Source organism: Facklamia sp. HMSC062C11 (genome assembly GCF_001810675.1).
Classification (GTDB): Bacteria; Bacillota; Bacilli; order Lactobacillales; family Aerococcaceae; genus Facklamia; species Facklamia hominis.
In genome coordinates this window covers 52,061-65,351 of record NZ_KV802382.1, presented here as the reverse complement: position 1 = coordinate 65,351, position 13,291 = coordinate 52,061, and the positions used below count along the sequence as shown (strand labels likewise).

General features: G+C 41.1%; 16 protein-coding genes and 1 other annotated feature. Of the genes, 2 read left to right on the top strand and 14 right to left on the bottom strand.

What is annotated here, in order from left to right; translation table 11 throughout:
- Positions 1-255: a binding site (T-box leader), on the bottom strand.
- Positions 256-331: 76 nt separating this feature from the next.
- Positions 332-1,492, bottom strand: a complete 1,161-nt coding sequence (locus HMPREF2758_RS01945; RefSeq protein WP_070608852.1) for an aminotransferase class I/II-fold pyridoxal phosphate-dependent enzyme — start codon at positions 1,490-1,492, stop codon at positions 332-334.
- 68 nt (positions 1,493-1,560) lie between these two features.
- The gene (locus tag HMPREF2758_RS01940) at positions 1,561-2,334 is read right to left on the bottom strand and encodes a nitroreductase family protein (protein ID WP_070608850.1); all 774 of its coding nucleotides are present in this window, start codon (positions 2,332-2,334) and stop codon (positions 1,561-1,563) included.
- A gap of 87 nt (positions 2,335-2,421) precedes the next feature.
- Here HMPREF2758_RS01940 and HMPREF2758_RS01935 point away from each other — a divergent pair, with 87 nt between their 5' ends.
- Both HMPREF2758_RS01935 and mscL read left to right on the top strand, forming a co-directional pair.
- Entirely contained in the window at positions 2,422-3,561 is a 1,140-nt protein-coding gene (locus tag HMPREF2758_RS01935; RefSeq protein WP_070608848.1) for an NAD(P)/FAD-dependent oxidoreductase, read from the top strand.
- A 58-nt stretch (positions 3,562-3,619) separates the two neighbouring features.
- On the top strand, positions 3,620-3,994 hold the full coding sequence (mscL, locus tag HMPREF2758_RS01930) for a large conductance mechanosensitive channel protein MscL (RefSeq protein ID WP_070608846.1): 375 nt from the start codon (positions 3,620-3,622) through the stop codon (positions 3,992-3,994).
- A 280-nt stretch (positions 3,995-4,274) separates the two neighbouring features.
- Here mscL and rlmN read toward each other — a convergent pair whose 3' ends face one another.
- From rlmN to dnaX, 12 genes are all read right to left on the bottom strand, one after another.
- Positions 4,275-5,387: a dual-specificity RNA methyltransferase RlmN gene (rlmN, locus tag HMPREF2758_RS01925; RefSeq protein WP_051009494.1), complete on the bottom strand. Its 1,113-nt coding sequence runs from the start codon at positions 5,385-5,387 to the stop codon at positions 4,275-4,277.
- Between the two features lie 5 nt (positions 5,388-5,392).
- On the bottom strand, positions 5,393-5,947 hold the full coding sequence (locus HMPREF2758_RS01920; protein ID WP_246823155.1) for a DNA-3-methyladenine glycosylase I: 555 nt from the start codon (positions 5,945-5,947) through the stop codon (positions 5,393-5,395).
- Between the two features lie 15 nt (positions 5,948-5,962).
- Positions 5,963-6,832 (bottom strand): 16S rRNA (cytidine(1402)-2'-O)-methyltransferase, encoded by an 870-nt coding sequence (rsmI, locus tag HMPREF2758_RS01915; protein WP_070608844.1) that lies wholly within the window; start codon positions 6,830-6,832, stop codon positions 5,963-5,965.
- A 17-nt stretch (positions 6,833-6,849) separates the two neighbouring features.
- Complete coding sequence (locus HMPREF2758_RS01910) at positions 6,850-7,191, bottom strand: GIY-YIG nuclease family protein (RefSeq protein WP_070608842.1); 342 nt, start codon at positions 7,189-7,191, stop codon at positions 6,850-6,852.
- Positions 7,184-7,960 (bottom strand): tRNA1(Val) (adenine(37)-N6)-methyltransferase, encoded by a 777-nt coding sequence (locus HMPREF2758_RS01905; RefSeq protein ID WP_070608840.1) that lies wholly within the window; start codon positions 7,958-7,960, stop codon positions 7,184-7,186. The genes HMPREF2758_RS01910 and HMPREF2758_RS01905 overlap by 8 nt, the downstream gene beginning before the upstream one ends.
- A complete protein-coding gene (locus HMPREF2758_RS01900; RefSeq protein ID WP_006908289.1) occupies positions 7,950-8,342 on the bottom strand; it encodes an initiation control protein YabA in 393 nt (130 codons plus the stop codon). The genes HMPREF2758_RS01905 and HMPREF2758_RS01900 overlap by 11 nt, the downstream gene beginning before the upstream one ends.
- A gap of 15 nt (positions 8,343-8,357) precedes the next feature.
- Positions 8,358-9,329 (bottom strand): DNA polymerase III subunit delta', encoded by a 972-nt coding sequence (locus HMPREF2758_RS01895; RefSeq protein ID WP_070608838.1) that lies wholly within the window; start codon positions 9,327-9,329, stop codon positions 8,358-8,360.
- Positions 9,330-9,355: 26 nt separating this feature from the next.
- Positions 9,356-9,685 (bottom strand): cyclic-di-AMP receptor, encoded by a 330-nt coding sequence (locus tag HMPREF2758_RS01890; RefSeq protein ID WP_006908291.1) that lies wholly within the window; start codon positions 9,683-9,685, stop codon positions 9,356-9,358.
- Positions 9,682-10,335, bottom strand: coding sequence for a dTMP kinase (tmk, locus tag HMPREF2758_RS01885; protein WP_070608836.1), 654 nt, complete (start codon positions 10,333-10,335; stop codon positions 9,682-9,684). The genes HMPREF2758_RS01890 and tmk overlap by 4 nt, the downstream gene beginning before the upstream one ends.
- 11 nt (positions 10,336-10,346) lie before the next feature.
- Complete coding sequence (gene recR, locus HMPREF2758_RS01880; RefSeq protein ID WP_070608834.1) at positions 10,347-10,943, bottom strand: recombination mediator RecR; 597 nt, start codon at positions 10,941-10,943, stop codon at positions 10,347-10,349.
- Between the two features lie 22 nt (positions 10,944-10,965).
- The gene (locus HMPREF2758_RS01875) at positions 10,966-11,271 is read right to left on the bottom strand and encodes a YbaB/EbfC family nucleoid-associated protein (RefSeq protein WP_006908294.1); all 306 of its coding nucleotides are present in this window, start codon (positions 11,269-11,271) and stop codon (positions 10,966-10,968) included.
- Between the two features lie 90 nt (positions 11,272-11,361).
- A complete protein-coding gene (dnaX, locus tag HMPREF2758_RS01870; protein ID WP_070608831.1) occupies positions 11,362-13,245 on the bottom strand; it encodes a DNA polymerase III subunit gamma/tau in 1,884 nt (627 codons plus the stop codon).
- Positions 13,246-13,291 lie beyond the last annotated feature (46 nt).

The following is a 13,291-nucleotide window of genomic DNA, read 5'->3' as shown; positions in this document are numbered from 1 at the left end:
ACAAAGGACGAGAAGAATTCGTGTTACCACCTTATTTTGTAGATCCATCACTGAAGCTACCTCAGCCAGTACGCAAGACTTACCGTCTTGTTATACTGCTGCCTATCTAACGGGTGCTGCCGTCTAGTCTTATTGCTATGCATTCAGACTAGCCACTCAGTGGCCATTTTCAATTGGGTTAGACTACTTACTTCCACCAACCGTAAGCTCTCTATCAATCCACGAACAATTTACTTTCCACTTCAACGTGTTTCTTAAACTATTGACCTTATTCTACCAACTATTTATCAAATGTCAATGCTTTTTTAATAAATTAAGAAATATTCTCACTTTACTCGGCCTTCTTAAATGCTGTCATCCGCTGAACAGCTTGTTGCAACAAGTCCATGCTAGCAGCATAAGATAAGCGACAATAACCTTTACCAGCTTGACCAAAGCAACTGCCTGGAATCAAGCCCACGCCAGCTTGGTGAGCAAGGTCTAAACAAAACTGATAATCATCGGCTTGATAGCTTGCTGGCACTTTAATAAAGAGGTAGAAGGCTCCTCTAGGAGAAGACACTTCATATCCCACCTCAGTCAAAGCAGCAACTAAATAATCCCGACGCGTTTGATAAGATTGGCGCATCGAGGCAATCACTTGATCTCCTTGAGTATAGGCTGCCAAAGCCGCGTACTGAGATTGTGTCGAAGCTGCTGTTACACACGCTTGATGCACTTTAAAGACTTCCTGTATTAAGGCTTGAGGGCCACACACGAAGCCCATGCGCCACCCGGTCATAGCGTGAGATTTAGAAGCCCCATTTACTAGTAGAGTCTGATTTGGAATGAACTGAGCCAAGGAGACAGGGTCTTGGTCAAAATTCAAAAAGGAATAAATCTCATCCGCAATGACAAGTAGTTGATGCGTCTTAATAACTTGTGCCAAGGCTTGCACTTCCTGAGCACTGTATGCTTGACCCGTCGGGTTAACAGGGTGATTAAAAATTAACAACCGTGCTTTAGGATGCGCTTTAACCGCTGATTCCAGAAGTCCTGGCGTTAATTTCATAGACTGTTTCGATAAATCAATCGGAATCAACTCTCCCCCAACAACACTAATTTGAGTTTTATAGGCCCCATAATATGGAGAAGGAACCAACACCTGATCACCTGGATTTAAACACGCCATTAAGCAAGCAAATATCCCTTCGGTCGCCCCATTTGTAACGATAATTTCTTGATCAATTGAATAATCCAAGCCAAAATGGCGTTTTAAAAAGGCTTGAATAGCCTTTCTTAAAGCAATAAGACCTCTTGAATGGCTATAACCATTATCTGTTGCTTGAATCGCCTGGATGGCTGCTTCTTTTATAAAATCTGGTGTATCAAAATCAGGCTCCCCAATCGTCAACCGGATCAAATCAGGAATATTTGAAATTTGATCATCAAAAGCGCGTATCGGACTTTGGCTTGCCTTGGCTAAATTTTTATTCAATTGAAATTCTCCCATTCGAAGAAACCACCTTTCTTAACGGTTCTATTTTAGCACATTATTTATCGATGTTTAATCAACAAAGATTAATCCCCATACTCTGTTTCATCTTCTAACCATACATCAAACCCTTGACTTTGAACAACTCGCATCAATTGGGCACGTTTCTTTTTTCCCTGTGCCAATTTGCTAATGACTTGATTAGTAAAGGTGTCCGATCGTTGATCCTTGTTTCGGGTATCATAGTAATGGCTCATAGCCTCATCGTAGGCTTGAAAAGTCTGGTCATAATTGGCCAAATAAGGATAACTATTTTCACCCAACTTCATATTAACCGGAATACGCGGTTTTTTCTCAGGTTGATCATCCGGATACCCCATACCCAAGCCTAGAATCGGAAAAGTTAACTCAGGTAACTTCAGCAATTGAATAACCCTAGTCGGATCATTCAAAATAGAGCCAAAAAAGACCGCTCCTAAACCGGAGGCTTCCGCTGCCAAAGTTAGGCTTTGTGCTTGTAAGTAGGCATCTGCTAGGCCTTGAAAAAAGTTATCCATTGATCGAAATTTGGATCCCTGATAACCCTTGGATTTGGCAATTTGACTATTTCTATAAAGGTCTACAATAAAAATAAATAATTCTGGTGTCTTTGCCAGATAAGGCTGACAGGCTACTTGAGCCAACTCTGCCTTTAACTTAGGATCTGTTACCCTAATCCATGACGCCATTTGCATGCCCGTTGAAGTAGCTGTACGGTTCATGGCTTCAAGCATAGTCGTTAAATCTTCCATTGGAATAGCTTGATCCTTAAAAAAACGAATACTACGATGATTTAATAAGGTGTGAATCGTTGAGTTCATCCTTATTCCCCCTCTTTGCTTTTAGTCCTCATTAGTCTAGAATAGCATTAAACAGGTCCTAAAATCCAATTAGAAAGAGGTCTATTTATGAAAGATCAAAAAATAGCCATTATTGGTGGTGGCATCGTCGGTTCCACCGCTGCCTACTACCTTAGCCGTAAAAACTATGACGTAACCCTGTACGATCATGGAGTCGGTCAAGCGACTCGTGCTTCGGCCGGCATTATTTGCCCCTGGTTTTCAAAAAGACGCAATAAAGCTTGGTACTTTCTTGTATCAAAAGGAGCCGAATTTTACCGCCAGTTTATGGAAGATCTTTCCCAAGACGGTTATAAAACCGATGGTATTTTCCAAGAAGATACTGCCCTTCTTCCACGAAAAAAAGATAAAGACCTTCAATTCGACCTAGATCAAGCCGCTAAGAAACGTCCAGAATCTCCATCTATCGGATTTGTTAAATCACTAACTAGCCAAAAAATCAAAAAAGCATTTCCTCTCTATGAATCTAATCTACCCGCTAGCTGGATTCAAGGGGGCGCTCGCATTGATGGTCTCGCCCTCATTCAAACCCTCCAGCAAGCAGTCAAAGATCGTGGCAAACAGGTGATTCTCGATAAAGCCAGCTTTCAAAGATCTCCTCAAGGAAAATACTTAATTGAAAGCCATGACTATACAGAGTCCTATGATCAAATACTCCTAGCTGTCGGACCATGGTTACCAGAACTCTTAAAACCCTTTGGTTTAGCCTGTGACATCCGTCCACAAAAGGGGCAGCTTTTAAGCTTTTATGATAGCGACTGGACGAATAAACATTGGCCTGTCATCATGCCACCGGGTGAAGTAGATATTATCCCTTTTAATAATGGAGAAATCGTCATCGGTGCTTCTCACGAGGACAATCAGGGATTTGATTTAAAACCGGATGCAAAAGTTCTTAACGAGCTGCTTCAACACGCTTATAACTATGTCCCAGCACTCAAGAATCGATCGATTCATTCAACAAGAGTTGGTACCCGGGCCTATACTTCGACATATGATATATTAGTTGGTGCAGTTCCTCAATTAAACAACGTTTGGGCCATCTCTGGCTTGGGTTCCTCCGGACTAACTTCCGGACCCTACTTAGCTAACCAATGGGTCCAATTGCTTGACCAAGGTAACTGGGAAATTGATGCATCGCTATACCCAATTGAGCAATATATCTATCCTCAATCAATGAGCAAATAACTTGAAGCTTTAGACAAAATAGCCTATATTTAAGATATTGAATATAGGAGGTATTTGTATGTGGAAGGAATTTAAAGCGTTTATCGCTAATGATAATATTATTACTATGGCAACTGGGATCATTATGGGATCAGCATTTACCAAAATCGTGGGCTCCTTAGTCGATAATATTTTCATGCCTTTGATCGTAGCCATCACAGGACAAGCAGATGTGACAGGACTTGCTTTTAATATTGGAAATACGACATTACAATATGGCCAGTTTTTACAAGCCATTATTGACTTCATCTTAATTGCTCTTTTCCTTTATTTAACGCTTAAAGCTTTAGAAAGAGTTCAACATAAGAAGATTGTTTCACCGGATCCTGAACCTGAAGGCCCTAGCGAAACTGAATTGCTACAAGAAATCTTAGGCGAATTGAAAAAAAGATAACAAAATAAACGGGTAAGTAGGTATTGAAACAACTCTACTTACCCGTTTGTTATTTATAGATGGATTACTCTGTATTTTAACAGGCCGAATGTTCTGCACCAAGAAAATGCTGAACATCGACGACAGTTGAATAAACGTTTGATCTAAACCAGACAACACCTCATCAATGATAGCCATCTAATAAGGTTCATAAAACAAACATCGGTTTCTGTCATAGGAGTTTCCACTATACAAAAAGCGATGTTTTTAATTAATTAAAATTTTCTATATCTAGTCAATATTATCCACTAACCCGCTGACGTCGTTTGCGCTCATATTGGCTTCGAAGTTGACCACAAGCAGCTTCGATCTCTGTCCCAAATTCTTTACGAACTACACAGTTGATATTATTTTGCATCAAGATATCAAAAAATTGGGTGATTGCTTCCGGTTTAGATCGACGGTAGGGATTTTCAGGAACAGGATTATAAGGAATCAAGTTGACATAGGCGAGCTTTCTCATCGGTTGCAAAAGATCAGCCAATTCTTGAGCATTGTCCGGACTGTCATTCACTCCATCAATCATAATATGTTCAAAAGTGACCCGTCGATTAGTCAAACGCGTATATTCATAAATGGCGTCAAAAAGTTCTTCCATAGGATACTTACGATTAATCCGCATCATGGAAGACCGCACATCATTATTCGATGCATGGAGTGATACAGCTAGGTTCACCTGAATACCCTCTCGTGCAAACTCACGAATTTTAGGTGCCAAACCGGAGGTCGATACCGTCATATGACGTGCCCCAATCGCTAAACCTTTATCATCATTTACGATTCGTATAAACCGCATCACATTCTCGTAATTGTCAAAAGGCTCTCCAATTCCCATAACGACAATATGACTAACCTTCTCGCCTTCTCCTCGTTGATCTAAGTAACGTTGGATATACATAATTTGGGCGGTAATCTCACCCGTTGTTAAGTCTCTTTGCTTGGGTAAAAGACCCGACGCACAAAACTTACAACCGATATTACAGCCTAATTGAGTCGTTACACAAACAGATAGGCCATAATTATGGTACATCAAAACGGTTTCGATCATCGAATCATCTTCTAACTGGAATAAAAACTTCGTTGTTTTATCTTCAGCTCGTTGCACCACTACCTCTTTGAGTGGGCTAAAAGTAAAATGTTCCTCCATCCGCTGTCTAAGCGCATCTGATAAATTTGTCATCTCTTGGAAGGAAGAAACTCGTTTGCGATAAAGCCATTGCCAGACCTGATCGGCCCGAAATTTCTTTTCTCCCCACTCTAAAAATTGTGCTCCCAATTGTTCACGAGTTAACCCATAGATTGATTCCTTTTCCACCTTTTTATCTCCTTCTATTTTCTCCTCTAAAATACCCATTCTTGCTATCTAAACGAACAATTCAAGTCATGGTCATTGATCACTCCAATTGCTTGAAGATAGGAATAAATAGTGACTGATCCGATATATTTAAAACCATACGTCTTCAAAACCTTGGTTACCTGATCACTCAAGTCAGACCATTTTGCCAGCGCCTCTCCAGATTGACGCTCGACCACTTGGCCTTGTGTAAAGGACCAAATAAAGTGATCAAAAGAACCATAATCCGCTTGCACTTGCAGGAAGGCCTGAGCATTTTTTATACTAGCTTCAATCTTACCTCGATGACGAATAATCCCTCGATTCATTAATAAAGACGCTACTTTATCTGATTGATAGTGGGCAATCACCCGATAATCAAAACCATCAAATGCCTTTTCAAACTCAGCTTCTTTCGATAAAACGAGCTGCCAGGATAAGCCTGTATGAAAAGTCTCCATTAGCAAATATTTGAACAAATAGCGATCTCGATGCTCTGGCTTACCCCAAACTTGATCATGATAAGATATGTAATACGCCGGTTTACCTTGAACCCATTCGCATCGTTGACTCACAATCATTCCACCTTTACATCCTCATTCTAATTCATGATAGGCCGCATAAACCCTTCGCTTATCCACTTGATATTGGTTTGCAACTTCTTTAATAGCTGCTTTAGCAGATAAATCTTTTTCTACCATTAATGCTTGAACCTTCATTTTATAATCTTCTGAGCCAAGTTCTTCCGCTTGGCAAATTCGCTCCTCTTCTAAGTGGACCATCAAGACTATTTCACCTTTAATGGTCTGATCAGCAACATAGGCTTGAACTTCACTAAGACTCCCTCTTAAATATTCCTCAAACTGCTTAGTGAGTTCCCGTCCAATGACAATCGCCGTATCTGATGACCACTGACTGGCCATTATTTTTAGTGTCGTCTTAAGCCGATAGGGAGATTCATAAAAAATCAAACTCTGCTTCTTTCCCCTAAGATCCTGCAACAATTGAAGTTGATCCGACTTTTTGCGTGGGAAAAAACCATAATAAGTGAACTGATTAGCAGGTAAACCGGATGCCACTAAAGCGGTTAAGGCCGCATTAGCCCCTGGCAGCGCAATCACCTGAAGCCCTTGTTCTAATAAAGCTTGTACCAAGGGATGGCCGGGGTCATTAATCAAAGGCATGCCAGCATCAGAAATCAAGGCCAAGGTTTGACCCGATTTAATTTGTTCGACATAGGCAGCGACTTTTTCTTGACTAGAATGTTCATGAAAGGATTGGACAGGCGTTTCTATCTGATAGTAGGACAACAAATAGTGACTGTGCCTTGTATCCTCAGCTAGAATCAAATCGACCTCTTTAAGAACTTCCACCGCTCGGTAGGTCATATCCTTGAGATTCCCAATCGGTGTCGGCACTAAATAAAGGCATGAATGTTGATTCTGAAAACTCTTTTGAACCTGCATACAACTCCTCCTTTCATTTACGCTTGGTCATCAGTTTTTTCTAGAGAGAAATCTCGCATCACATAGGACGAATCCCCTAAATTAGCCAGACCTTGTTCTTTTAAATAACGTTCTTTCTGCGGCCTCGTCAATTGCTTAAAATGATACTCTGCTGACATAGCCAAAGACTTGCTAGACCATTTTTCACAATAGATTAAGCGCACAGGCCGCCTTGTAGAAGGGCGAGTATACTTAGCACCCTTACCCTGATTATGGCAGGCAATGCGTTGGGCTAAATTTACCGTGTACCCTCCATAAAGGGTTTGATCACTGCAGTAAAGCACATAAAAATAAAAACCATCTTCTCTCAATCTATCCATAATAGATCCGCTCCATCTGTGGGCTATAGCTGTTATCTAGTTGGTGGACTATGATCGGTGGCTCTACCTTTATCCCTTGGCGCCCACCGCGATAAATCGCCTCAACAAGTACCCCATTCGCTCGTTGGTCTGGCTTGGGATAAATAAATTTTAAGCGGTTCACAGCAAAGTGATGCGCTAACAAAGCTTCTAGTAAATCATCCATTCGATTTGGACGATAAACGATCACTAGTTTCCCTTTATCCTTCAGAAGAAGTGCTGCCTTTTCTACCCATTCCTCTAAGGTCAACTGAATCTCATGTCGGGCAATCGCATGACAGTTATTTTTATGAAGGCGGTGAGAAGAATCCAACTTAAAGTAGGGCGGGTTACAGGTGATCAGGTCAAATTCCTTGATCGGTTTCATTAATTGACGAATATCTCCCGTTATGATTTGAATTTGTTCATCCAATCCGTTTAATTGAACTGATCGTCTTGCCATTTCTGCGATGGGTTCTTGAATCTCAATGGCCTTAATCTCCGCTTGAGTCTTAGCCGAAATCAATAAGGGAATAATGCCGCCCCCACTACAAAAATCCATAATTCGATGAATCCTCTTATTCAAAGGAGCAAAATCAGCTAAAAGCACAGCATCCATCGAAAAAGGAAAATAATCAGGGTTTTGAATGATATAGCGCTGTTCCCTTAAAATATAATCAACCCGCTCATTCCCACGAACCAAAGCAGCTTGTTCTGGGGATAAAGCAGGCATCAAAGTACTACTTGTCATTTTGCTGATCTCCTAAAGAATCTAGAATATCTTGGCAAAAAATACACTCCTCACGCAAATCACGTTTCTTACCAAAATAATGATGACAAATATGAACCCCTTCATCATAAAATGTCTGAAGACGTTGACGACCCGAGGGAGCTCTTGATGGACTCAGCGGATCGCTTTCTTGAATCTGATCTTGCGATTCATAAGTATCTTCTCCCGTCAAAACTTGAGATAAGGTCATCTGCTCGACAGCGTCATATTGTTGCATCCGAAGCCGGTTATTCTCTAATGTCAACCGATTAACCTCTTGCTTCAATTCAAATACCGTTTGGTTTACTGCTTTCATTTGATCTTCCATTTTTTGAACCAGCATTTCCAAAGATTGATTTGACATAGGCAACCCTCCTTTTTATGACTTCTTTATCTGATTATCTAGTGCTAATTGCTCATAGGCTAACTGCGGCGTCACATTGGCCATTAAAAACTCTTTACATTTTAACAGAGATTGTTCAAAGTCAAAAACTTTTTTTTCATCAATTTGCTTAAATTCTTCCCATCGACTTTGAAAATGGCCTTTCAAATAGTCTGTCTTATCAAGATAGGAATCCAATAACAAAGCACCAGCTACCGCCATCAGGTAATCCACACCACAAACTGCAAACTTAAAATTCAAAAACTCCTTCAACCCTTGCTGAACCCAGACAAAGGCTCGAGGCTTACCTGCTAATAAATAAGTCAAAAATTGATCTAAAGCTTGAATATATCGACTAAACGTCTCCTCCTGATAATCTGCTAACAATAGATGACGATTAGCCGCCGAAAAGCAAGTCATTAATACAGCGTGTTCCTTAGAAAGCCCTTGAGATACCATTTGTTGAACAATCTCTTCCATTGAGATAGGATCCACTCTAAGCTCTTGCGTTCTGGATCGAATGGTTGGCAATAATTCATCGGACTGATTTGCCAACAAAAAGAGGTACACGTTCTCTCCTGGCTCTTCTAAAAAAAGTAAAAGTGCATTCGCAGCCGAGGTGGAAAGCAAATCCGCTTGTTCAATACTAGCGATTTTAAAATTGGCCTCCATTGGACTCGTTGTCAACCAATGCTTAAGCTGTCTTATTTGTTCTACTTTAATTGACCTTCCATCTGGTTTAACCACATAATGATCCACAAATTGCCCACGTTCGACCTTTTGGCAGATTGAACACGACAAACAGGCTTGTCCGGATTCATCTTTATTGGGACAAGCCAGATCTTGAATAATTGCCTGAGTTAATTTAACCTTCGTCTGATGCCCTTCACCTGTCAAAAGATAAGCATGAGATAAATGATTCTGCTTAATTAACCCTCGAAAATACTGCTTAGCTAACGCTAATTTCATATAGAATCCAACCTTTTAAGGATTGATTAAAAATGATGGAAAGAGTCAATTGGAAGCACAAAAACAATTGCTCCACCAACATCTACCTTGAGTGGATAAGTATTAGTTACTTCTAAGTTCATATCTAGATGAATTGGCGACGAAACAAATTGCTCACGAGATTGACAAGATTGCTTAATAATCTCCAAAACCTCATCGATACGTTCATCCTCAATCCCAATCAAGAAAGTTGTATTACCTGATCTCAAAAAACCACCCGTCGAAGATAATTTAGTGGCGCGAATATTATTCTCTAGAAAAGCTTTTCCTAGAATCTGTTGGTCTTGGTCTTGCACAATGGCTACTAATAATTTCATATTTGTTCCTCCTTATGACTAATAATTCCCTGCTGACACAAAATACGATAACATTTTTGACTAATCGCCTCAACGCTTTCCTGACCATCAAGAACCACGATTCTTGGCCAATTTTTGGCTAAGTCCAGGTATGTTTGGCGAACTCGCTGATGAAATTCCAAGGCCTCACGGTCTAAGCGGTCAAATTGCCGCTTTCCTCTTGCTTGATAGATTCGCTCCAAACCCACTTCTGCAGGTACATCAATCAAAATGGTCAAGTCAGGCAGATGATCCTCAATCGCGAACTGATTTATCTGCCAAACTTTATCAATCCCTATTCCACGCGCCATCCCTTGATAGGCTAGCGATGACATTACAAAGCGATCACTCACAACTAGCTTCCCTTGCTCCAAATTAGGTAAAATCGTCTCAACTAAATGTTGACGACGACTAGCCGCTAATAATAAAGCCTCCGCCCGATAATCCATGGCTGTGTTCTCTACCGCTAGAAGGACTTGGCGAATCTGCTCAGCAATTGGAGATCCTCCTGGTTCTCGCGTATAGGCCACTGGGATCGAACTTTCAGCGAGTTTTTCTTTTAACTGATTTATAATCGATGTCTTCCCCGAACCATCCGGCCCTTCAAACGCTACAAAAAACCCCTTAGTCACCAAATCCACTCCTATAATTCTCGTCGACCTTCAATCGCTCGATATAAGGTCATCTCGTCGGCATATTCAATATCTGAACCTACGGCTAATCCATGTGCAAGACGGGTCACTTTAATTCCCGAAGGCTTGATCAAGCGGGATAAATACATGGCGGTTGCTTCCCCTTCAGCAGTCGCATTAGTAGCAACAATCACTTCTTTAACACGTTCATCCTGTAGGCGTTTAATTAAGGAAGCAATGTTCAACTCCTCTGGCCCTAGCCCTTCCATAGGTGAAAGCACCCCTTGCAGGACATGGTATAACCCATGATATTCTTGCATTCGTTCCATCGACATCACATCACGCGTATCTTCAACAACTAATATGGTCGAATGATCTCGCGTTTCGTCTTGACAGATTCCGCAAGGATTTTGATCGGTAATGAGTCCACAGATATCACAATAAGATAGATCTCGCTTCACATTAATCAAAGATTGGGCAAAAAACGATACATCTGCTTCAGGCATTTCTAAAATATAAAAGGCTAGCCGCGCTGCAGTTTTAGCACCAATCCCCGGTAATTTAGTAAAGCTATTGATTAACTTTGCAATCGGTTGTGGGTAATCCATGGTCAAGCTCCCTCCTCATCGCTTAGAAAGGTAAGTTTAATCCTTGGGTAAACCGTCCCATCTTTTCTTCCGTCGCCTGATCGACCTTCACAAAGGCTTCATTAAGTGTCGCAATCAAAATATCTTCCAACATGGCCGGATCCTCCGGATCTACCAATTCAGGTTGAATTTCTAAACGTAAGACTTGTTTCTTCCCGTTCACAGTAACCTCAACCAAATGATTATGATCACTGGCAGTGAATTCACTCGCTTCCAAATCAGCTTGAGCCTTTTGCATATCTTTTTGCATTTTTTGCACTTGTTTCATCATATTATTCATGTTTACCATATGAAAACTCCTTTAGATTCTGATTAATGTCACTGTGCTTAATCTCATTATATAATAGATTTCCTCTAAAAACTATAATTTATCCCCAGATTAGCGGTCGGGATAGATGCGAACATGGTCTTGACCGAATAACTCTAAAGCCTTATCAACTAGGGGATCTTCTTGAGAAATCTCTTCTAAATTTGCCGAATCACTATCGGTATCTGATTCAATTGAAAATAAGGAATTATTGGCAGATGCCATGGGCTCCTCTTCGTCTTCTTCTAATACTCTAGCCGATTGACCTTCTGTCACATTGAGCTGAACGGGTTGACCACCATTTCGATCAAATAATAATTTATAGTCAGCTCGCACGCCTTGCCAATCATCTTTTGCAATCCAGACAAGCTGAATGGTTTTATTTAATAATTGTGTCAGCTCATATTGTAGCAAAGATAGAAGACGCTCATCGGCTTGAACCAGGTGAACTTGCCCCGCTTGACCCAGTGCGACCAACAAATGATCTGGTCCCGCCGCTAAGGGTTGACTGTTTACCAACTTCACCCGTTCTAAAGGAGGAAGAGCCTCTAATAAGTTCGGCCAAATTTTCTTAACAGCTTGAATATCCACTAAAGTTGCCTGATTTAATACTTGATAGATCGCATTTAAATCAAGCTGATACGCTTCCTGGGCAAAACCCGGACGTTGACGGGGATGAAGCCTCACTGATGTTTTTTCTTCCTGGGCGGGTAATGGCTCACTCTTTCTTGGCACCCTTTCTTGCTGTAGAAGCTGGTCAATCAGTTTTTGTTGCGATTGCACTTGTGCTTGGAGACCAGCCAACGTCTCTTCCATTTGCGCTAGTTCTGAAGAATCCGCTTGAACGGGATGGCTCATAGATTGTGCCATCAAATCCTGCCGCCAATCCGACCGACTGAGTCGTAAGGTCATCACTTCAACATAAACTTCTGCTTGGGAGGAGAAGCGCATTTGATCCAGGGCTTGATTTAAGCCAGCAATCAGATAATGATAGAAGTCTGCTGGAATTTTTTGATTCATAGTCGCTAATTCGTGGTCGTTCAGTAAGCTAAAATTAACCTGAGTGAATTGACTTAATAAAAGATCTCGAACAAATAGAATCAAATCTTCAATAAATCGATTAGCTTGCTTTCCTTGCGAGAGAGCTTTATCTAATATAGCAAGAGCTTGCCCACTTTCTTTAGCAAAAACCGCCTCTATATATTGACAATAAAGTTGCTGTGAAAAAGATCCTGTCACTGAGAGGGCTGTTTCTAAATCCAGTCGTTCTTGGGAAAAAGACAAGGCTTGATCTAATAAGCTAAGGGCATCACGCATTCCTCCTTTAGCACATCGAGCAATCAGAGCTAGCGCTTCATCATCATATGAACGATCCTCAAACTTTAAAATCTCTGACATATGGGCAATCAGATCTGTATCCTTAATCCGTTGAAAATCAAAGCGCTGTGTTCGTGATAAGATCGTTGCTGGAATCTTGTGTGGCTCAGTGGTTGCCAGAACAAATAACACATGACTCGGCGGCTCCTCCAAAGTCTTCAATAAGGCATTAAAAGCTCCGGTTGTTAGCATATGTACCTCATCGATAATATAGACCTTATTTTTAACAACCGTTGGTGCATAGCGAACCTTATCTCGCAAATCTCGGATCTCATCAACCCCGTTATTAGAAGCCGCATCAATCTCGATCACATCACTGACTTGCCCTCTCGTAATCGCCTGACAGACCTCACACTCATTACAAGGATTCCCATCAACTGCATTCGGACAATTAACTGCTTTCGCTAAGATCTTAGCTGCAGAAGTCTTCCCCGTACCACGAGGTCCCGCAAACAAATAGGCATGACTCATCTGATCATGAGAAATAGCATTCTTAAGCGTTTGGGCGATCATTGTCTGTCCCACTAATTCATCAAAAGTTTGTGGGCGCCATACCCGATATAAAGCCTGATAAGTCATGAGGATCCTCCTTTAGTCTCTTTCAATCTATTATAGCGAATTATCC

Bases quoted from the DNA above. Each gene is read 5' to 3' on its own strand.
- HMPREF2758_RS01900 (WP_006908289.1), bottom strand. From the start codon at position 8,342: ATGTCAAATCAATCTTTGGAAATGCTGGTTCAAAAAATGGAAGATCAA.
- HMPREF2758_RS01920 (WP_246823155.1), bottom strand. From the start codon at position 5,947: ATGATTGTGAGTCAACGATGCGAATGGGTTCAAGGTAAACCGGCGTAT.
- HMPREF2758_RS01890 (WP_006908291.1), bottom strand. From the start codon at position 9,685: ATGAAATTATTAGTAGCCATTGTGCAAGACCAAGACCAACAGATTCTA.
- mscL (WP_070608846.1), top strand. From the start codon at position 3,620: ATGTGGAAGGAATTTAAAGCGTTTATCGCTAATGATAATATTATTACT.
- dnaX (WP_070608831.1), bottom strand. From the start codon at position 13,245: ATGACTTATCAGGCTTTATATCGGGTATGGCGCCCACAAACTTTTGAT.
- HMPREF2758_RS01945 (WP_070608852.1), bottom strand. From the start codon at position 1,492: ATGGGAGAATTTCAATTGAATAAAAATTTAGCCAAGGCAAGCCAAAGT.
- HMPREF2758_RS01895 (WP_070608838.1), bottom strand. From the start codon at position 9,329: ATGAAATTAGCGTTAGCTAAGCAGTATTTTCGAGGGTTAATTAAGCAG.
- HMPREF2758_RS01875 (WP_006908294.1), bottom strand. From the start codon at position 11,271: ATGGTAAACATGAATAATATGATGAAACAAGTGCAAAAAATGCAAAAA.
- HMPREF2758_RS01910 (WP_070608842.1), bottom strand. From the start codon at position 7,191: ATGGATAGATTGAGAGAAGATGGTTTTTATTTTTATGTGCTTTACTGC.
- HMPREF2758_RS01905 (WP_070608840.1), bottom strand. From the start codon at position 7,960: ATGACAAGTAGTACTTTGATGCCTGCTTTATCCCCAGAACAAGCTGCT.
- HMPREF2758_RS01940 (WP_070608850.1), bottom strand. From the start codon at position 2,334: ATGAACTCAACGATTCACACCTTATTAAATCATCGTAGTATTCGTTTT.
- recR (WP_070608834.1), bottom strand. From the start codon at position 10,943: ATGGATTACCCACAACCGATTGCAAAGTTAATCAATAGCTTTACTAAA.
- rlmN (WP_051009494.1), bottom strand. From the start codon at position 5,387: ATGGGTATTTTAGAGGAGAAAATAGAAGGAGATAAAAAGGTGGAAAAG.
- rsmI (WP_070608844.1), bottom strand. From the start codon at position 6,832: ATGCAGGTTCAAAAGAGTTTTCAGAATCAACATTCATGCCTTTATTTA.
- HMPREF2758_RS01935 (WP_070608848.1), top strand. From the start codon at position 2,422: ATGAAAGATCAAAAAATAGCCATTATTGGTGGTGGCATCGTCGGTTCC.